A 19,106-nucleotide genomic window follows, 5' to 3' on the forward strand; every position below is an offset into this window, starting at 1 on the left:
TTGCAGCAGTTAATGGAATGAGAGGGACTGCTAATGATGAAATTAACCTTTCACGCTGCCGATGACGATTCCCTTCACAAAAAACTTTTGCAAGAACGGGTAAATCAGCACAATCGGCAAAGTCGCAATTAAAATTTGTGCCGCTTTGATCGTCCGATCAGATACGGTCATCAGCTCTGCTCGCGTCAAATGCTGGATAAATGTCATATCGCGCTGCATAATAACCGTCTGCAAATAGCTTTGCAGCGGATAATGCTCGGGGCGGTTCATTAGAATCAGGCCGTCGAACCAGCTGTTCCAATGCCATACAAGCGCAAACAGCGTAATCGTGGCCATCGCTGGCATGGAGACGGGCACGAATATGCGCCACAGTATCGTCCAATGACCCGCTCCATCCATAAAAGCCGCTTCTTCCATCTCTTTGGGCAGCTGCCGAAAGAAATTGAGCAGCAGCACGATGTTGAACACCGGCACCGCTCCGGGCAGCACAAGCGCCCAGATTGAATCCAGCAAGCCTGCTTGCCGAATGACCATATACCATGGAATCAGCCCGCCGGAAAACAGCATCGTGAAAAAGAAGATCCACGCATAGCTCGTTCGCGCCTTGAACAATGTCGATTCCTTGGAAAGGGGATAGGCAACCAATAACGTAATTAACAGGTTAAGGGCGCTTCCCAGTATTACGCGCTGCACCGTAACTCCCATGGAGCTCCATATTTCCCCGCGCGTCAAGACGAATTTATACGATTGTAAAGTGAACTCTACCGGCCAAAATTTAACCCACCCCGCCATTACCGCCGAGCTGGAGCTAAAGGACACAGCTGCAATATGAATGAGCGGAGCTACACATAAGAGCGCCAACCCGATCAAAAATAGCGCATTGATCCGTGCAAACCATTTGGCTCCTGCCGTCTGTCCAACCATCTGTCAATCCCTCCTAAAAAATGCGGTAATCCGCCAGTTTGTACGCCGCGAAATAAGCAACCGAGATAAACAGGAAGGAGACGATAGACTTAAACAGGCCCACCGCAGTAGCAACGCCATACTGCGCTTGCTGCAGTCCCAGTCTGTACACGAGCGTATCGATTATATCACCGCTTGCGTACACTTGCGCACTGTACAAATTTACAATTTGATCGAAGCCGGCATTCAGCACATTGCCGAGGCTGAGCACAGCCATCAATACAATAATCATCCGCATGCCGGGTAGAGTTACATGCCAGGTCTGCTTCCAGCGGCCCGCGCCGTCAATAATGGCCGCTTCATATTGCTGCTGGTCGATGCCGGTCAGCGCCGCCAAATAAACAATCGTCGCAAAGCCGAATTCCTTCCATACATCGGAAATGACCATCGTGTACGGAAACCAGTCATTGCTGCCCAGGAAAAAGATCGGCTTGACACCGAACAGTCCCAAAAACTGATTGACCAGCCCCGAGGCCGGCGACAAAATATCGATCAGCACACCGCCCAGAATGATCCAGGATAAAAAATGCGGCAAATAAATTAAGGTTTGTACACTTCGTTTAATCAACGTATGCCGCAGCTCATTAAGCAGAAGAGCAACCGTAATCGGCACAATAATGCCAGCCGCCATCTTCATGCCTGCTATAAAAATCGTATTCCACAGCACGCCGAATACGCCCGGCAAATCCAGCAGGTAGCGAAAATTGTCCAGCCCGATCCACTTCTGGTCACCAAAGAAGCCTTTGGCGGGAATAAATTTTTGAAATGCGATGTATAAGCCAGCCATTGGAATGTACGAAAAAACAAGAATGAGCAGCAATCCCGGCAGTATCATGAGATGGAGCGGCAAATTTCGCATAAACTTGGGTGTAAACATCACGCAACTCCTCCATTCTTACACGTAAAGCGGGGAGGGACCCCGACATCCCGCCCCTTAATTGTTGAAGCCGTTTATTTCTTATTTGCTTCATACCATTCGTTGACTTCTTGCGTGATTTTCTCCCCGCCAAGCTTATTCCAGTCCTCCACAAATTTGTCGAATGCGTCGACCGGCAGCTCTCCCAAAATAATCCGGGTAAACGTCTCCGTCGTCAGCTTCGACAGCGTCACACTTTTCTCGACTGCCGTCGGTGTCGGCGCACCGACAAACTTATTCATCATGAAGCGGTCTGTGTCAGCGTAATCCTTCATCACACTATAGACGCCATCCAGGCCGTAGCCTGCTTCCCACGACCAAAGCTTCTCATCGCCCTGCTCATATTTCTCAATATTGTTATATATCGTTTTTGCTTCACCGGTAAGCTCTGCTGTTTTTTTATTTTTCAGCGCATCGGCAATGGACAAATAAGAAGCCAAGTTTTTATTTGGCGGCTCAGGCGTTACCGGAGACAGCTTCCAGGTGCCTTCAGCGTCGCCCGGCAAATAATATTTGTCAAACGCGGCTGTCTCGCCCCAGTTCGTTTCGATGTACAGATTGAACATTTTCAGCAACGCTTCCGGATGCTCCACGTCTTTGCGGATCGCCCAGTATTGATACGTCCCCAGGCTGATTTCCGGACGCGCCGGCTTGTCGTCGATCGACATCAGCGGATAACCCTTCCACACCGCATTCGGATCGTTGTCATGATTGGATTGGAACGGCCAGGCGCTCAGCCACTGTTGACCGAAGGACAGTCCCGCCTTCCCAGACGAAGCGGCCTCGGCCGTTTTGCCTGCATCCTTGACGCCGAACTCCTTGTCGAACAAGCCTTTTTTGAACATTTGCTGCAGCTCGGCCAGTGCCGTCTTCGCCTCAGGACGCGTGCTGCCGTGCACCAGCTTGCCGTTTTCATCCTCTACCCAAATCGTCGGATAAGCATGATAGCCGTTGAAGAAGCCCTCCAGTCCGGCAAAGCCGCCGAACAGATCCTTCTGCAGCAGCAGGCCGACCGTGTCCGCCTTATTGTTGCCGTCCGGGTCCTGCGTCGCAAACGCTTCCGCAATCGCCAGCACATCCTGCATCGTTTTCGGCTCCGGCAGGTTCAGCTTTTGCAGCCAGTCGGTGCGCACCCATACAAATTGCGCCATATCCGTCGAGGAGCGAATGTTCGGAACCGCCATCAGCTTCCCGTCAATTGTTGCAGCGCTGAACGGTGCGTCGCCATCCTGCTTCAGTACTTCCTTCGTTAACGGAGAAGCATACTTCTCATAGAGCTCGCTAACATCCATAATAAGATCCGCTTCCTGCAGCTGCTTCAGCTCAGTCGCATCCACCTGGATAAAGTCCGGCACATCTCCGGAGGCCAGCGAGACATTCATTTTTTGTTTGAACTGTTCCGGACCTTTGGCAATCCAGTCGTATTTGAAGCGAATGCCCAGCTTGTCTTCATACAGCTTGCTCCAGCGGTTATTTTCGAAGGTTTCGCCTTCCAGCTTGGCCAGCACGCCTTCAGTCGAATCGTCGGTGCCGCCAACCAAAGCGATTTCAATTGGCGGATCATATTTTGCGGCTCCATCTGTCGTCTCTGTTCCGGAACCGCCTTCTTGTGCAGTATTCGTTCCCTTATCCTTTTCCGGCTTCGTTCCGCTGTCAGCTCCGCCGCTATTTCCTCCGCTGCATGCACTAAGAGCGACTGTCAAGCCGCATAGCAAGGCGATAAACGCTGTTCTGTTTCCCCTCTTCATATATCCTCACTCCATGTTCGTAATCTGGGCCCTGATGTAATGGTAACTGATTGAGGTATAACTTCGTAAGGAGACTCTTTTTACTTTGTTGACTTCTCATGACCTGTTGGCCAAAATAACTTCCTCTCTGTATTCCTGCGGCGTGCGGCCGGTCATTTTCTTGAAAAACCGGGAAAAATAAGCCGGGGATTCGATGCCGACCGCAGCTGCAATCTCGCCAACCTTGCGGTTTTCCTGCAGCATCGCTATAGCTCTATCCAGTCTGCGTGAGGCCAAGTATGCGGTAATGCTCGTCCCTGTCACTTCTTTAAATAAACGGGACAGATATGACGGGTTGAAATATACAGCTTCGGCCAGTTCCACAAGCGATATTCCTTCATGCAGGTGGTCATCCATATACTCCTGCACATACCGGATCACATTAAAGTCGCCCGTCGCTTGCCTTTGTTCAAGCAGATCAAATATTTGCGCCGCCGTCTCGCGGAAAAAGGCCAGTGCCGCCTCCCATGTCCGGTGCTGCTCGCTTCGGGTCAAGCGGTCGATCACCAGCACATTGCCGCTAAGCTGCTGCATATCAAAGCGGTTAATGGCTGCCAGCAGCAACAGCGACAACTGATAGAAAGATTCCAAATCGGTACTGTCCCGCAGCTCCCCGCCCTTGCTTTCCGCTTGAACGCCGACTTCCTCCAGCTCTTGCAAAAAACGCTGCCGCTCCCCTTTATCCAGACAAGTCCGCAAAGCTTCCAGCTTGCTGCGCTCCAGACGCATGCCTTCTGTCCGTCCGCCCTCCGCATAAGGCTCTTTGACCAGACCGCTTTCCGTCAAGACAAAGCCGCGACTGTAGACGATCCGGCGAACAAGCCCTTGCTTCATCAACTCCTGCTTGCCGGACAACTCCTCCCATACCGCCATGTCATCCGACAGCACAAATGACAAATGCAGCCCCAGGCTCTCACTGCAGGAAGCTTGGGCGCGATCCAAAATCTCCATCATGACGACAGCCGATACTGCACCGGGCTCTTCAGCCTGCACAAGCCAATGCAGCAAGCCATCCATCGTCACATGTACGACTCCTCTATAGCGGGAGCCAAGCCCGTCCGTAATCATCGCCACGGCATGCAGCCACGCCGATTTGTCGAGCGCTCCCCGTCTGCCGCTATCCTCACCGGCCATGATCAGCATGACAGGCCGTACTGGATCAAGCCCAATTTCCAACTCGCGGAACTGCCGCTCCCGCGATTGCGCTGTCGACGGCTCTCCCTTCAGAAGGGCGGTCAAATAATCGTTGCGCAGTAAAGGGAGTGCCGCGCTTAACTGCGCTTCCGCCTGCTGCCGCCATTGACCGGTGCGCGCGCTCTCCTCAATCATCCGCACCGCCTTGAGCACCGTTTCAACAATTACATCGTCATCCTCAGTCTTTAAAATATAACCAACCGCATCATTTTTCACTGCCTGATAAGCATATTCAAAATCGGTATAGCCGGTCAGAAAAATTACCTTGCAATCCGGCCATTGCTCGCGGATTTTTTGATGCAGCTCCAGTCCCGTCATGCCCGGCATGGAAATATCCGAAACGACAATATCCATCCGGCTGCGGTGCAGCCACGACAAAGCTTCCGTCACCGTACCCGCTTTGTAAAGATCAAGCTCCGGCTCCGGCAAATCAGCCAGCAATTCATATATCCAGTCCAGCACATGGCGTTCATCGTCAACGATCAATACCCGGTACATGCTCCCCGCCTCCTAAAACGATAATCAATTGCACAATCAATCCGTTTGCACCCGGCAGCAGTTTCAGTCCGCTCCCGGCTCCAAATTTGATCCGCAGCCGGCGGTGAATGTTAATGAGTGCAGTCGTCTCTACATCCTGCTGGCTCATATCGTCAAATACAGCCATTAGCCGTTCCCGCTCCGCCTGCTCCATGCCTGCCCCGTTATCCTCAATTTCGATCGCAATCCTTTCAGCCGTGCTCTGGCAGCGAACCTCAATCCAGCCATCCTGCTCTTTGTTCTTCAGCCCATGCTCGATCGCATTCTCAATTAGCGGCTGAATGATCATCCGCGGTACAAATACGGGCGGTGCAGCGGCCGGGGACGCAGTAAAGTCGATCGTCAGCCTGCTGACAAAGCGCATGGCCTGAATATCTGTGTAAATACGGGCATGCTCAAGCTCCTTGCCGAGCAAAATATCCTCAAATCCGTTGCGGGTAATATACTGAAAAAACTCCCCCAGCTTTTTAGAGAAAAGAACCGCCTTGTCCTGGTCCTCCATCTTGATCATCCGATGCAGCATAAAAAAGCTATTATATAAAAAATGCGGATTGATTTGCGCCTGCAGCTGCTTCAGTTCTGCTTTCTGCACGAGAATCGTCTGCCGGAACACTTGATCAATCAACGTGTTAAGCCGCTCGACAGTCGTATTGAAATACGAATATAAATAGTTGAAATCGTCCTTTTTGCGGCGGTGAATGCGCACCTTCAAATCCCCCTCCTGCATGCGGCGGAAGGCGCGAATAACGGTAACGAGCGGTTGATGAATCGAGCGGTAAAGCGATACCGAGAAAAACAGAATAATGAAAAAGGCCGTCGCCGAAAAAATCCAGAACCACCGCTGATACGTATAGACTGGACCAAATACCGAATCGGTCGAAACCGACTTCAACAGGGTCATATTTAATTTTTCTGACGTGTGATAGACCGCAAACACCTGCTTATCCTCAATCGTCACCCTGCCCTCGTTATCCTGCGGGAGCTTCGATCTGTTTGCCGACCAAAACGAGGCCGAAGCCGGCGACTGTGTAGAGGCGACCATATGCCTATCTCCAGGCCGGTAGAGCAGCGCTTCTTCCCCCTGCTCCGCCCGCGTCAAATATGCCAGAGACTGGCTAAGCCGCTTGAGTGACAGCTTGGCCTCTACAATAATCAGCGGCTCGCGGCTCAGTACATTCGGAAAGGAAGCCCGCAAAATCAAATAGTCCCCCTCCGGCTGCGGGGATGCTGTAAAGCGTCGCTCCAGTCGGGTCAGCCGTTTCCGGTCCTTGTCTTCCATTTCATCGTAGCCCGATACACCGCCGACCTGCAGATTAGCCTCCGGTATGTAGGCAGTCACTTCATCGATCAACTCACTGCTGCTCTTGATGGCAAACAGCCGCTGGCGCAAGCTCTTGATCGCACTGTTGCGCTCGGAAATTTTCATCACCGGCGCAATCGTCGCTAAATTGTTCAAATGCTCATCGTTCAAGCTGTCGAGCAGCAAAACCTTCATTTGCTCGACGCTCCCTTCCAGCTCATTCAAGTAATAGGAGGTTTGCGAATCTAGTGATTGATGCACCTGCTCCCGAACCGCTTCAATTCCCCAATTGTAAATCAACAGTCCGATAACGTATATCGGCAAAATAATGGAAATAAATAGAAATAATAAGCGCATATACACCGAATTTTTCCACGGTATCTGAAATGGCTTGATCATCGCAGTATTCAGCCCCCTGCCATCATATGAACATGAGGACACAATAGCAGCTAGCAGCGATGAATGTCAACGCTTACTATTTGCCCGGAATAAAAAAACTGCCCGCCATTTATGGCCTGGAACCCAGAACCATAACTGCCGAGCAGCTTCATATACGTTACTTATTATTCGCAACATCCAGCAGCACAGCGTTAATACCGTTCAGGAACGCTACAGCGCTCGCTTTGATGATGTCGGTATCCATCGCCCGGCCGGAGTAAATTTTGCCGTCATGCTCAATGCGGATATTGACACGGCCAACCGCTTCCTTGCCGCGGGACAGGCTGTTGATTTTGTAATCCTTCAGCTGCACATCGAGGCCTGTCAGCGTTTTGATGACACTGTAAAGCGCATCGATCGGACCGTCCCCTACCGCGCTGCCTTTAACCGTCTCAGCGCCCATTCTCAGCTCGACGGTAGCTGTCGGGTTGCGATCGCCGCTAACAACCTGGAACGACTCCAGCTCATACAGATGCTTGCTTGATGCATCCAGCTGACGATGCTCCGTCACCAAGTAGAACACATCATGGTCATATACTTCTTTCTTCGCATCGGCCAAGGTCAGGAACTTATCGAACAGCTGCTCGAAGTCTTCGGCATCGCTTGTATCAAAGCCCATTTTCTCCACCGCATTTTTGAAGGCGTGGCGGCCGGAGCGCGCTGTCAGAATCAGCTCCATGCTTTCTGCGCCGACTTCCTCAGGAGACATAATTTCGTAGACGCGCTTATCCTTCAGCAAGCCGTCCTGATGGATACCGGAAGAGTGAGCAAAGGCGTTCTCGCCGGTAATCGCTTTGTTCACCTGCACATCCAGACCTGTCAGATGGCTGACCAGGCGTGACGTTCTCAGCAATTCGGTCGTCTTGATATCGGTATGGGCATTGTAGAAGTTTTCTCTTACTTTCAGGCCCATAACAACCTCTTCAAGCGACGTATTGCCTGCCCGCTCGCCCAGGCCGTTAACGGTACATTCAACTTTTTGCGCGCCGTTTTTGATCGCGCTCAGCGTATTGGCAGTCGCCATGCCGAGGTCATTGTGGCAGTGTACGCTCAAAATTACTTTATCATTCAAGTTTTTCAGGCGATCGTTAATCCGGCGGATCAGGTCGCCAAACTCTTCCGGCACTGCATAGCCGACCGTATCCGGCACGTTGATCACCGTAGCGCCGGCTTTAACTACAGCCTCGATCGTGCTCCACAGATACTCAAAGTCGGAGCGCGATGCGTCTTCAGTCGAGTATTGCACTTGCGGCAGCAGTGTCTTCGCGTATTTAACTGCGTCAACCCCCATCTGCATGACCGCATCCTTGGAGCGGTTAAATTTCTTCTCGACGTGAATATTCGATGTGCCCAGCACGATATGAATCAGCGGATCCTGCGCCAGCTTGATGCTCTCATATACGGCGTCAATATCTTTTTGCACCGCGCGGGCAAGCGCTGTAATTGAGACGCTATCCCCTACGCTGCGGGCGATTTCTTGTACAGATTGAAAATCGCCGGCCGACGAAGCCGGGAATCCCGCTTCGATAATATCGACGTTCAACCGCTTCAATTGCTGCGCAATTTCAATTTTCTGAGGCAGATTCAGCTTCGCGCCTGGAACTTGCTCTCCATCACGCAGTGTCGTATCAAACATAATTATTTTTCGGCTCATCTTAGTTCCCTCCAAGATTTATTTGTCGGGCAGCCTCATTTTGTCGGCCAACCGGCGGCAGTTAATAATATTTATTTTGAAGCGAAGTTGATTAAACCCGGACTTTAATCAACAAAAAAACCCCGTCTCTAGTTATAGAGACGAGGTTGAACCCGCGGTACCACTCTAATTCATTTCAATGCGAAATGAGCTCATTCGATGGCCATCACCATCTATCCATATAACGGTGGAAACCGGCTTGCCCTACATATCAGGCAGCAGTTCATAGACGAGTTCGAAATGATTGACACTACCGTTTCGCACCATACAACGGCTCTCTGAAAGGTCTCTTCACTTCTACTATTTCTAATCGCAACTTTTGGACTTATGTGATTGGCTCATTGAATTATTGATTATTATAGGGTACGAAATTCCATTTGTCAACAACGTATTCTCTCTTAAAAAAAGCTTCGTTTTCTGACAATCGCCTTGTATAACTCCCCCATGTACTCGCTCGCATGAATTAGCTTTCACTGCTTTTTATCCGCATAAACAATAAACAAACGCCGCATCCTTGCATTGCGGCGTACTACTCATGATCCTCTGCGGCTTCTTGCTCATTGCCTGTCAGCGACGATTCAGCAGTAATCGACAATTTAATTTTTACTCGCTTCTGTTCTCCCTTTAAAAAGAAAGCCAACCGCTCCAGCTTATCCGCCAGCTCCGGACCGCTCATTGTCATATTCAAATTATAATTGAACTGATCAGCTGGTGCCTTGCGTTCCGTGTTTGAATAGCTGTAAACATTCCCTGACGCCTGTTCTGCGCCTCGCGACGGCAGCAATTGCTCGGGAAAAAACTTGTCTGACTTGTTGACTACACGCTCATAGATGCGCAGCTTCTTCAGCAGCATATAATATTGGGCAGAATGCTTAAATCCCCATGCTTCCCGAATATCCTTCAGTGTGTAATCCGTCTTGTACTGCTTGAGCTTTTCTACCTGCTCATCAGTAGTTAATTTCAAAAAATCGTCCAGCGGCATAATCGACGACACAGGAATCCCTCCACGGAATCAAATAAGTCTTCAATATAGTATTCGATGTATCATATTATAGTCCTTTATTCATTATAAAAAAATACCAAATTAAATCCATTTTAATATCCACACAAAAAGACTCTGCTCCGGCAATCGCCAAATAACAGAGTCAACTTGCGTATTCTTGGAAAATTATTGCTTTTTCAGCCCGATTGAAGCCAAGAAGCGGCCAAACGCTTCCTGTCCCGTCTCCGTCCGTTTGTAAACTCCGGCATCATGAAGGACATCAAGAAAGATGAGTCCTACCTGCTCCTGCAAAATGGCATGGGCAGTTTCCGGTTTCAAACTGGTGCCATACTGCCCGATCAGACGCTCGATCCAGTCTGTATGATGGCTCAGCGGCCCGCGGCGAAGCTCCTCTCCATCCGGACGTTCGGACCCGCCCAGCAGCGACGCGATCGCCTCCAGCTCCTCCTTCAGGCGGCCGGGCAGCACCGCCAGCCCCATTACTTCGATCAAGCCGATATTTTCCTTCTTAATATGGTGCAGATGAGCGTGCGGGTGAAAAATGCCGTCCGGATGCTCATCGCTCTTGCGATTGTTGCGCAGCACGAGATCAAGCTCATATTCGCCGTTCGCAAGCCGTCGCGCAATTGGCGTGATCGTATTATGCGGTATTTGCTCCCCATCCTGATCGCTGTAAGCAAAAATATGTGCAGCAGGATCGGTATACGCACGCCACCCGTCCAAAACTTTTGCAGCAGCGGCCTGCACAGCGGCCCGCTCGCAGCCTTGAATGCGCACGACAGACATCGGCCAAGCGACGATGCTGTAGCGGACGCCAGACAGCTGCGGATCGCTGTACACCGCATCAATTGCCGCTACCTCCATTGGAAAGGTGTGGCGTCCCGCTTGAAAATGGTCATGATTTAAAATAGAACCGCCGACGATCGGCAAATCGGCATTCGAACCGATAAAATAATGAGGAACCTGCTCAACAAAATCAAGCAGTCTGGCAAACGTCTTCTCCGATATTTGCATCGGCACATGCTGTCCGTGAAGGACAATACTGTGCTCGTTATAATAAACGTAAGGAGAATACTGGAAATACCACCGCTCGCCTTGCAGCTCGAGTGGAATGATGCGCAAGTTTTGCCGCGCGGGATGATTGGCCCGTCCGGCATAGCCTACATTGTCAGAACAAAGCAGGCATTTCGGATAATGGCTCGGCGCCATCGTTTTTAACAGCGCAATTTCCTTCGGATCCTTCTCCGGCTTGGACAAATTAATCGTGATCTCCAGCTCCCCGTACGCTGTCGGCTGCCGCCAGTACTGGTTGCGCCGAATGCGGTCCATCCGAATATAGTTCGAGTCGATATTAAGCGCGTAGAAGCTGGAGGTTGCCTCGGCGATCCCTTCCGTCTTGGCCAGCTGGCTGAAGCGCGCCGCCGTTTCCGACGGGCGCGGCATAAGCAGCCCCATAATCCGCGCATCCAGCAGGTCCCGGAAGGTCGTCGTATTGTCCGGGATAAGCCCGATTGCCGCCCCGTAATCCAGCAATGGCTCCAGCAGCGTGACGGCGCTATCCAGCCGTTCCTCCGGCACCTCCGCCTCACCTGGCTCTGCGAATTGGAACAGATCCAGCAAACTGTTGCGGGCCGCGCTTAGATCCAGCGGTTCAATCATGCCGCGCTGCTCGGCAAATTGCAGCAGCCGCTCGATTAACACGAGCACTTCGCCGCTATTTGGCATTTGTTGTTCTTCCATGTTGAATGCTCCTCTTAGTGATCTTTCCCATAGCCGTTCGGATTTGCAACATGCCACGCCCACGCGCTTCCGATAATATCCTGCAAATTGTTGCGGGTCGGATTCCAGCCAAGCTCCTGACGGGCACGCTCAGAGGAAGCAATAAGAACGGCAGGGTCGCCTTCGCGCCGCTGCTCGATTACAGCTGGAATTTCGCGTCCAGTCACCTCGCGGGCAATATCTATCACCTGCTTTACCGAGAAGCCAGTACCGCAGCCCAGATTGTAGACAGCGCTCTCCCCGCCCTTGCGCAGCCGCTCAACCGCCAACACATGCGCATCGGCCAAATCGCTGACATGGATATAGTCGCGAATGCAGGTTCCATCCTCTGTAGCGTAATCGTCGCCAAAAATCGAAATATGCGGGCGCTGGCCGAGCGCAGTCTGCAGCACAAGCGGAACCAGATGCGTCTCCGGCTGGTGATCCTCGCCAATTTTGCCGCTGCTATGCGCACCGGCCGCATTAAAATACCGCAGCGATACAAAGCGGATTTGATGGGCGACATCAAACCAGCGCATCATTTTTTCCATCGCCAGCTTTGTCTCGCCATACGCATTCGTCGGATAAGTACGGTCCTCTTCGCCGATCGGCACGCGCTCCGGCTCGCCATATGTAGCTGCCGTCGAAGAAAAAACGATTTTGGACACGTTATGCTTTTTCATCTGCTCCAGCAAGCAGAGCGTGCCGTATACGTTGTTATGATAGTATTTGCCCGGGTCCTTCATACTCTCACCTACAAGCGAATTCGCCGCAAAGTGAATGACGGCATCAATCTCATTTTCGGCAAATACTTGCTCCAAAAACTGCTCATCGCGCAAATCGCCAACATAAAGCTTGCCGCCAAGCACCGCCTGCCGGTGCCCCTGCTGCAAATTATCGACAACGACAATTTCCTCTCCGCGCTCAAGCAGCGCCGCTACTGTATGAGAACCGATATAGCCCGCTCCGCCTGTCACCATTACTGCCATTACAGATCCACTCCTATGATTTTAATTTCCTCAACGCCATTGCCGATCGTACATACATAAAAATCAGCGTCAAGACCGGTCGCTTCTTTATATTTGCGCCCGACTTCCGCTTGGAACTGCTCCACACTGTCCTCATGAACAAGCGAAACTGTGCAGCCGCCAAAGCCGGCGCCCGTCATCCGCGAGCCAAGCACTCCCGGCACAGTCCGTGCCGCATCCACCATCGCATCCAGCTCCGCCCCCGTTACTTCGTACAAATCGCGCAGCGAATCATGCGAAGCATTCATCAGCTGGCCGAAAGCGGCCAAATCATTTTTCTTCAGCACAGCCATCGATTGTACGACCCGGTCAATCTCCTCCACGACATGCCGGGCGCGGGCGCGTACAATATCGCTTTGGATCAGATGGGCATTCGCGTTAAACTCGTCAACCGAGTACTGGCCAAGCAGCGTCCGCTCGGGAAAAGCAGCCTGCAAATCCTTGACCGCCTGCTCGCATTCGCTGCGGCGCTCATTATACTTGGAATCGACCAAGCCGCGGCGCTTGTTCGTATTGCCAATTATCAGCTTGTATTGTCCGGAATTAAACGGTACCCGCTCAAACTCCAGCGTATCGCACATCAGCAAAATCGCATGATCCTTCAGCCCGTTGGCGACAGCAAACTGGTCCATAATGCCGCATTGCACGCCATTAAATTCGTTTTCCGATTTTTGCGCCAGCTTGGCAATCTCTACTGTATTCGTACTCTGTCCGGCCAATTTCAATAGCGCATAGGCAGTCACGACTTCAATCGAGGCAGAGGAGGACAGCCCCGCACCATTCGGAATTTCGCCATGATAGAGCAAGTCATAGCCGTGCTCCAGCGTAAGGCCGCGCTGCTGCAGCACATTAACGATCCCTTTCGGGTAATTCATCCAGTCGTCCGCTTCATCATACACGATCGGCGAAACCGCGATATGCTTGCGCAGTTCAAAATTCGTTGAAGCAAGGCCAAGCTGGTTATCGCTGCGCTCGCGCGCCAGCAGCGTTGTCCCAAAAGTTAGCGCAGCCGGGAACACATATCCGCCATTGTAGTCGGTATGCTCCCCAATGAGATTGACGCGCCCAGGGGCATGGAACGCGCGAATCCCTTCGGCGGTTCCCCCGTAAATATCGATAAATTGTTGAGTAAGCTTCTTCAGATCAGCCATGATTTTCCCACGATCCTTTGCGGTCAAATTTGGTTCTTGCTTCATTCAGTATAACGGAATCCATAGAGAAGAGAAATGGTGCAATGTGCATTCCATATGGACAAATGTGACTTTATACTATTGATATATGATATAATCGTACCAGTTCAAATTCCAATAGAGCGGGGTGCTTCAACTAATGATACGTCCCTTCACCTATTCGGTCGTCTCCAATCCTCATCCGCATGAGCATGGTTATTTATACATTTTATTTACAGGCGAAAGCCAGACAAAGCCCAGGCATCGCATCGGTCCCAAGGTGTACGATTTTTATCTGATGCATCATATTATCACAGGCAAAGGCAGCTTCTCGGTCGCAGGCGAGCATTATGAGCTGCATGCCGGACAATCGTTCCTCATTCGGCCGGAGCAGCTGATTCATTACGAGGCAGACCAGCACGACCCGTGGCATTACCGGTGGATCGCCTTCGAAGGCTCCCGGGCCGAGGAATGGGTGGCAGATTTGCTTGCCCGGCAAGAGCGGCCGATTATCGATACCGGGCGCAACCGCCGCATCCCCGTCATTTATCGCAATATCGAGCATGCCTTGCGCAAGAGCAGCCTCAGCCGAGCCGCTCATCTGCGCTCCGCAGGCTATTTGCATTTGCTATTCGCTGAGCTGGCCGGCGAACCCGATGCCGCCAGTGTTGGCGCTGCGCGGGCGGGCAGCGATACGGGGGCGCTGGTGGAGCAGGTGGTCCGCTACTTGTCGACGCAATATGCTGAACCGGTATCCATTGAACGGATGGCGGAAACACTCGGCTACAACCGCGCTTATATCTCGCGGATTTTCAAGCAGCACACTGGCATGACGCCAGTAACCTTCCTGCTCAAGCTGCGGATTGATAAAGCCCGGCAACTGCTGCGCGAGCGGCTTGAGCTTACCGTCGAGCAAATCGCCGCCTCCGCCGGCTTCCAGGACCCGCTTTATTTCTCCAAGCAATTCCGGCGGTTTTATAACCAGTCGCCGACAGCCTACCGCGAGGAGATGCGGCGGCTTTGACTATGATGAGAAAAGGCTGGCAGCGATGTGCTTAGGGGGCGAGTCCTCACAGGGGCAAGTCGAAGAGCCGTTTGAGAGATCTAACGGACGTCAACGGCGTTATTTTGCCATTTGCACCTCTTTTTGAAATCTAACGGATTTCAGCGACGTTAATTGGACTTTTTCTCGCTAAATCGTGCTGACTATCGACAAATAGCGGAATACATTTCCGTTACAATTTCAGATCGGCCGAATTTCCGAAAATAGCGGCCGTGACTTCCGTTAGATAGTCGTCTGGATGCCCTCCATTTCATCTTCCCTATGTTGACGATTAGGGCTAACGAACCTGAGACACGCTATTGGCCGAAAAATCGGCTTGCTCCGGATGTAACGAACCGGAGACACGCCATTGATTGAAAAAAGGCGGGGAAGCGGCCGTTTTTCGGTGAATAACGATCGGTAGATTCGTTACAGCCCACAAGCCCCCATTTTGAGCCGAATAAGGATTGTCGGGTTCGTTAGCGGCCCTTCAAATCTTATCAGATTGATGACGCTGCCAAGCAAACGGGCTCCAACATTGGTTCTTGGGGTTACCTAGCTACATCAAGGGATATCTGTCTTGTTCGTTCTTCGAAAGTTGAGTTATACATTCAAAAGGGCTGTTTCCTGATTAGGAGACAGCCCTTTTATTGTACAAGCCCCTGTTAGACCGGGGTTCAAGATCACTTACAGCTATGAGTCAATCTTGCTTGATTTGGCCCGAACTAGCTTTGTTTTTTCCATGTAGATTGCTGCAATCGTCTAATTTTGCTTATTTACTGCATCAAATCCAGTTAGTTAGCGTTCGCCTGTATAGATGATAACCGGGTCCCAATTCACTTTCTTGCCTGAGCCGCTGACTCGAAACCTGATCACATCCCCAGCAGCAACTGTCGTCTCTGCCCGGGGATACAGCGCTGTTGCCTGGCCCACACTCTGCCAGCCGCTGGCTGGCCAGATCTGTGTATTTCCTTTCATCATTTTGACGTTTACGGTATTGCTTCCGTTTCCATTTCTTGCAAGGGAGCTAACAGACGAGATTTGAATCTTTCCTGCCTTCGGTGCCGTCCATTTTATATCCGTGCCTTGCCGGCTCCAGCCATTCCCGCTGCCAGCGGTATCTATCGAATGAATAAATAAGTTATTGCTGGCTGGATTAAGGACAGCCTTTCCCACCTGAATATGAATATTTTTCAAATAATCGTCATAGGACGGGTTGGCAGGATCCATAAACTCATAGAGCCCTTTATCCCAATCGCCGCCAGTCGGCATTGTAAAAGGCACAATCCCGATTACGCGGGGCTCATTCATGGCGATCTTATAATTGTTCAGCAAATGCTTTTGCAGCAGCTGCGCTGTCTCGTTGCTATTGCGGCTGAAGGCTTTCGGCACGAGCCAAATCTGCTGGTTTTGATCCGCTACATTTTTCAGCTGCTGCAAATAATGATCATGAATTCCTGTTTCCCAATCATCCGCATAGTAGTCCAGCCCGACGTCAGTAACAAACTCAATGTAATTGCTGCTCATACTGTGGCCTGTATTTTGCGGGTCAAAATCAAGAACGGCGCTGATCGATACAATTTTTTTATCCGGATAATCATTGCGGATCATTTCCGTCACCATACGAAAATCGGCTTCCGATACCCCGCACCACCACGGCTCATCAAAATAAAATCCAAGCAGCTTGTCTTCATAACCGCTCAAGGTCTGCTTCAGATCATTCCAGTACGTCTGCCAACTGGCATGCAGAGCGCCGCTGCCGTCCCCCATGCCGCCTGGATTCCAGCTGAAGAAAAAATCATAGACGTTAAGCAGCACCTTCATCCCGTTGTCATCCGCCAAATCGAGATGCTCCCTGAGCGTTGCCCCCCGCGACCAGCTGCTGAATACAGCTACATTGCTGCTCTCCAGTTGGCCGACAAAAGGCAAATATTGCGGATCAGGCGTCTGATAGCCGTCCATATGATAGTAGCCGAAATATTGCAGGTTGGAATTGCTTATACCGTTCCCCATCGTGGAGCCAGCTATTGCATTACTTGAAAAGGCTGCTAACAAACCGATCATGATGAATATAGAAAAATACTTGCGAAAACGCCTCATACGATCGTCCTCCTCTAGTTGTTATTCTGCCAGTTCCAGCTCGAATATCCGTGCGCAATATGCGGCAGGCAGCGCCACCGTAAGCTCTCCCCGCTCCATATCCCAGTACCACTTACTATTGTGCTGCTGCGGATAACTGCAGCGGACATCCGCCTTCTTTCTTTTCAAAAAGCCAATCGGCAGGACGATTTCGGCGTGACCGCTCGCAGCTGGCATCCCCTCTCCTTCGCCCAGCCTCCATACGGCAATATATAGTTTCTGGCCGCAATCGAGCCCGAGACTTAACCAATGATCGCCATAGGCGGGCAAGCCAAGCGGCCAAAAGGGAAGCGAGTACGGAATATTATGCCGGATGCTTTTGTAGTAAGCCAGCCCTTCCTGAATAAGCGCAAAACGCCGGCCCGTAATTGCGGCTAGATGACCGCTCTGATGAATACGCATCAGCATCGCGTTCACCATATTGAAAACAACTTCTTCCTCATCGCCGTCCTGAAGCGGATAGGACCACGCCGCAGATTGCTCGGGCGTTACTGCTGTCGGGGCCGCAGCCGAAATTGCAGCAAATTTTCGATAGTCCGTCTGGTCGCTAATCGACTGTACACTATGTCTGGCGAGCATCGCGTAATCCATCCGCATGCCGCCGCTGCCGCAATTTTCGACAACAAGGTCGGGATATCGGTCGAATAAATTGTCGATCCATGCCAGATATGCCCTGTTATGGCCAAGCAATCCGTCGCCAAAGCTGTCGGCTGCCGTCTCTGTTCCAATCCCGGCATTAATGTTGTAATCCATTTTGATGTAACCTGCTCCATATTCCCGCACGAGCCTGTCAACCACTTCATCCGCGTACTTCACAACTTCTGGATTGCGGTAATCAAGCTGGTATCTGCCATGATCGATGACCCGCTTGCCATGCCGGACAAAAAACCAGTCATCGGGCACCTTATCGGCAATCGGACAGCGCACGCCCATTACTTCCAGCTCCAGCCACAAGCCGGGGATCATGCCTTTGCTGCGGATATAATCGATAATTTCCTGCAAGCCATTGCTGAAGCGCCGTTGTGAGGGCTCCCATAATCCGACCGCGTCCCACCAATCGCCATCAGCGTACCACCCGGCATCGATACAAAAATATTCACAGCCGGCCGCAGCCGCCGCATCAATAAGCGGTAATAGCTTTTCCGTCGTCGGATCAGCAAACAGACAATTCATATAGTCGTTGAAAATAATCTGCAGCTGCACATTGTCTTTATGGCTGCGCCGAATGATGCGGCGATACCGGGTCAGCTCGCCAATACCTTGCTCGAAGCCTCCCTTTACGAAACTAATCGCTACAGGCACAGAAAGGAATGATTCGCCGGGCTCAAGTCTTTTCCACCAATGATGCTCGTTTTCAGCAGGGCCGCTCAGCTGCAGGTAAAGCTGACCCGGAATCGCATCGCTAATTTCCCAATGCCATGAGCCGTTATGCTCAATCTGCCAAGTAAGCGCTGTCTGCGCCGCTATATTTTCATAACAGCCCATAGGCAGATAGCCTGCTGACGACCAGGTGCCAGAGCTGCTGTAAGCCAGCCGTTTCATCGAGAACTGATTGGCCTGTGTCAGTCCAAGCTCAGGCAGCGTGCTCACCCTCCACTGCAGCTCGCCATGCCATGTATTATGGGCAATATGCAGACGGCTTTTTTCCTCCCATGTCCCTTCACCTTGTTTTTCAATACCCGTTAGCGCGAAAGAAGATACATAAGCTAGCGGCAATGGTTCAGAACCGCCATTCTTGACTTCCGTCCAAGCCCGCAGTACCGCAATACCATCATAAAACTGATAATGGACCGTTACAGCTATACCCTTATCCGCCATCGTCAGCTCGAATTTCCGCCCATAACTATTGCGGAAATCGTGATGACGGACATAACGCAAGCGACCGGCCGGCATTGTTCCTGTATACTTGGAACCGTGATGATCGTCCTGATCCTCGCCGGTTGCCTGCAATTCCACAATCCGCCGGCGCTGCCTCGCCTTCTCCTCTCCCAGCTGTTCACCGGTTGCCGGCAATGACGAGCAGTGCAAGAGGCGGACATCGCCATCATTAGCCACTTCGATCTCCATATAAATCCCGTTCTCTTCGATAAGGATCATCTGCTGTTGTGCCATACTTCCTCCTGCGTATATTTAGACTAA

13 protein-coding genes and 1 other annotated feature are annotated in these 19,106 nt (G+C 51.4%); of the genes, 1 reads left to right on the top strand and 12 read right to left on the bottom strand.

Annotated elements, in window-relative coordinates; genetic code table 11:
* Window positions 1–42 precede the first annotated feature (42 nt).
* The 10 genes from ACFQ0N_RS20465 to ACFQ0N_RS20510 all read right to left on the bottom strand — a co-directional run bounded on the left by ACFQ0N_RS20465 (window position 43) and on the right by ACFQ0N_RS20510 (window position 13,768).
* Window positions 43–924: a carbohydrate ABC transporter permease gene (locus ACFQ0N_RS20465; RefSeq protein WP_379329595.1), complete on the bottom strand. Its 882-nt coding sequence runs from the start codon at window positions 922–924 to the stop codon at window positions 43–45.
* A gap of 13 nt (window positions 925–937) precedes the next feature.
* Window positions 938–1,840 (bottom strand): ABC transporter permease, encoded by a 903-nt coding sequence (locus ACFQ0N_RS20470; protein WP_379329597.1) that lies wholly within the window; start codon window positions 1,838–1,840, stop codon window positions 938–940.
* A 74-nt stretch (window positions 1,841–1,914) separates the two neighbouring features.
* Window positions 1,915–3,627 carry an extracellular solute-binding protein gene (locus ACFQ0N_RS20475; protein ID WP_379329599.1) on the bottom strand — a complete coding sequence of 571 codons (1,713 nt, stop codon included), beginning with the start codon at window positions 3,625–3,627 and terminating at the stop codon, window positions 1,915–1,917.
* Between the two features lie 96 nt (window positions 3,628–3,723).
* Window positions 3,724–5,358, bottom strand: a complete 1,635-nt coding sequence (locus ACFQ0N_RS20480; RefSeq protein ID WP_379329601.1) for a response regulator transcription factor — start codon at window positions 5,356–5,358, stop codon at window positions 3,724–3,726.
* A complete protein-coding gene (locus ACFQ0N_RS20485) occupies window positions 5,336–7,096 on the bottom strand; it encodes a sensor histidine kinase (protein ID WP_379329603.1) in 1,761 nt (586 codons plus the stop codon). The genes ACFQ0N_RS20480 and ACFQ0N_RS20485 overlap by 23 nt, the downstream gene beginning before the upstream one ends.
* A 157-nt stretch (window positions 7,097–7,253) precedes the next feature.
* Window positions 7,254–8,789, bottom strand: coding sequence for a 2-isopropylmalate synthase (locus ACFQ0N_RS20490; protein ID WP_379329605.1), 1,536 nt, complete (start codon window positions 8,787–8,789; stop codon window positions 7,254–7,256).
* 133 nt (window positions 8,790–8,922) lie between these two features.
* Window positions 8,923–9,151, bottom strand: a binding site (T-box leader).
* 206 nt (window positions 9,152–9,357) lie between these two features.
* Window positions 9,358–9,822: a hypothetical protein gene (locus ACFQ0N_RS20495; RefSeq protein WP_379329607.1), complete on the bottom strand. Its 465-nt coding sequence runs from the start codon at window positions 9,820–9,822 to the stop codon at window positions 9,358–9,360.
* Window positions 9,823–9,996: 174 nt separating this feature from the next.
* On the bottom strand, window positions 9,997–11,571 hold the full coding sequence (locus ACFQ0N_RS20500) for a UDP-glucose--hexose-1-phosphate uridylyltransferase (protein WP_379329609.1): 1,575 nt from the start codon (window positions 11,569–11,571) through the stop codon (window positions 9,997–9,999).
* A 14-nt stretch (window positions 11,572–11,585) separates the two neighbouring features.
* On the bottom strand, window positions 11,586–12,578 hold the full coding sequence (gene galE / locus ACFQ0N_RS20505; RefSeq protein ID WP_379329611.1) for a UDP-glucose 4-epimerase GalE: 993 nt from the start codon (window positions 12,576–12,578) through the stop codon (window positions 11,586–11,588).
* Complete coding sequence (locus tag ACFQ0N_RS20510) at window positions 12,578–13,768, bottom strand: galactokinase (RefSeq protein WP_379329613.1); 1,191 nt, start codon at window positions 13,766–13,768, stop codon at window positions 12,578–12,580. The genes galE and ACFQ0N_RS20510 overlap by 1 nt, the downstream gene beginning before the upstream one ends.
* Before the next feature lie 178 nt (window positions 13,769–13,946).
* On the opposite strand from ACFQ0N_RS20510, the gene ACFQ0N_RS20515 reads away from it, so the two are divergent.
* The gene (locus tag ACFQ0N_RS20515; protein WP_379329615.1) at window positions 13,947–14,810 is read left to right on the top strand and encodes an AraC family transcriptional regulator; all 864 of its coding nucleotides are present in this window, start codon (window positions 13,947–13,949) and stop codon (window positions 14,808–14,810) included.
* Window positions 14,811–15,626: 816 nt separating this feature from the next.
* Here the strand turns inward: ACFQ0N_RS20515 and ACFQ0N_RS20520 are convergent.
* Window positions 15,627–16,928: a hypothetical protein gene (locus tag ACFQ0N_RS20520; RefSeq protein WP_379329617.1), complete on the bottom strand. Its 1,302-nt coding sequence runs from the start codon at window positions 16,926–16,928 to the stop codon at window positions 15,627–15,629.
* Between the two features lie 21 nt (window positions 16,929–16,949).
* A complete protein-coding gene (locus ACFQ0N_RS20525) occupies window positions 16,950–19,079 on the bottom strand; it encodes a glycoside hydrolase family 36 protein (protein ID WP_379329619.1) in 2,130 nt (709 codons plus the stop codon).
* Between the last annotated feature and the right edge of the window lie 27 nt (window positions 19,080–19,106).

The sequence above is a fragment of the Paenibacillus sp. GCM10027626 genome, from assembly GCF_042676285.1.
GTDB lineage: Bacteria > Bacillota > Bacilli > Paenibacillales > Paenibacillaceae > Paenibacillus_Z.

Coding starts and splice junctions, on each gene's coding strand:
- ACFQ0N_RS20485 (WP_379329603.1), bottom strand. CDS start 7,096: ATGATCAAGCCATTTCAGATACCGTGGAAAAATTCGGTGTATATGCGC.
- ACFQ0N_RS20510 (WP_379329613.1), bottom strand. CDS start 13,768: ATGGCTGATCTGAAGAAGCTTACTCAACAATTTATCGATATTTACGGG.
- ACFQ0N_RS20475 (WP_379329599.1), bottom strand. CDS start 3,627: ATGAAGAGGGGAAACAGAACAGCGTTTATCGCCTTGCTATGCGGCTTG.
- ACFQ0N_RS20525 (WP_379329619.1), bottom strand. CDS start 19,079: ATGGCACAACAGCAGATGATCCTTATCGAAGAGAACGGGATTTATATG.
- ACFQ0N_RS20465 (WP_379329595.1), bottom strand. CDS start 924: ATGGTTGGACAGACGGCAGGAGCCAAATGGTTTGCACGGATCAATGCG.
- ACFQ0N_RS20520 (WP_379329617.1), bottom strand. CDS start 16,928: ATGAGGCGTTTTCGCAAGTATTTTTCTATATTCATCATGATCGGTTTG.
- ACFQ0N_RS20515 (WP_379329615.1), top strand. CDS start 13,947: ATGATACGTCCCTTCACCTATTCGGTCGTCTCCAATCCTCATCCGCAT.
- ACFQ0N_RS20470 (WP_379329597.1), bottom strand. CDS start 1,840: ATGTTTACACCCAAGTTTATGCGAAATTTGCCGCTCCATCTCATGATA.
- ACFQ0N_RS20480 (WP_379329601.1), bottom strand. CDS start 5,358: ATGTACCGGGTATTGATCGTTGACGATGAACGCCATGTGCTGGACTGG.
- ACFQ0N_RS20490 (WP_379329605.1), bottom strand. CDS start 8,789: ATGAGCCGAAAAATAATTATGTTTGATACGACACTGCGTGATGGAGAG.
- ACFQ0N_RS20500 (WP_379329609.1), bottom strand. CDS start 11,571: ATGGAAGAACAACAAATGCCAAATAGCGGCGAAGTGCTCGTGTTAATC.
- galE (WP_379329611.1), bottom strand. CDS start 12,578: ATGGCAGTAATGGTGACAGGCGGAGCGGGCTATATCGGTTCTCATACA.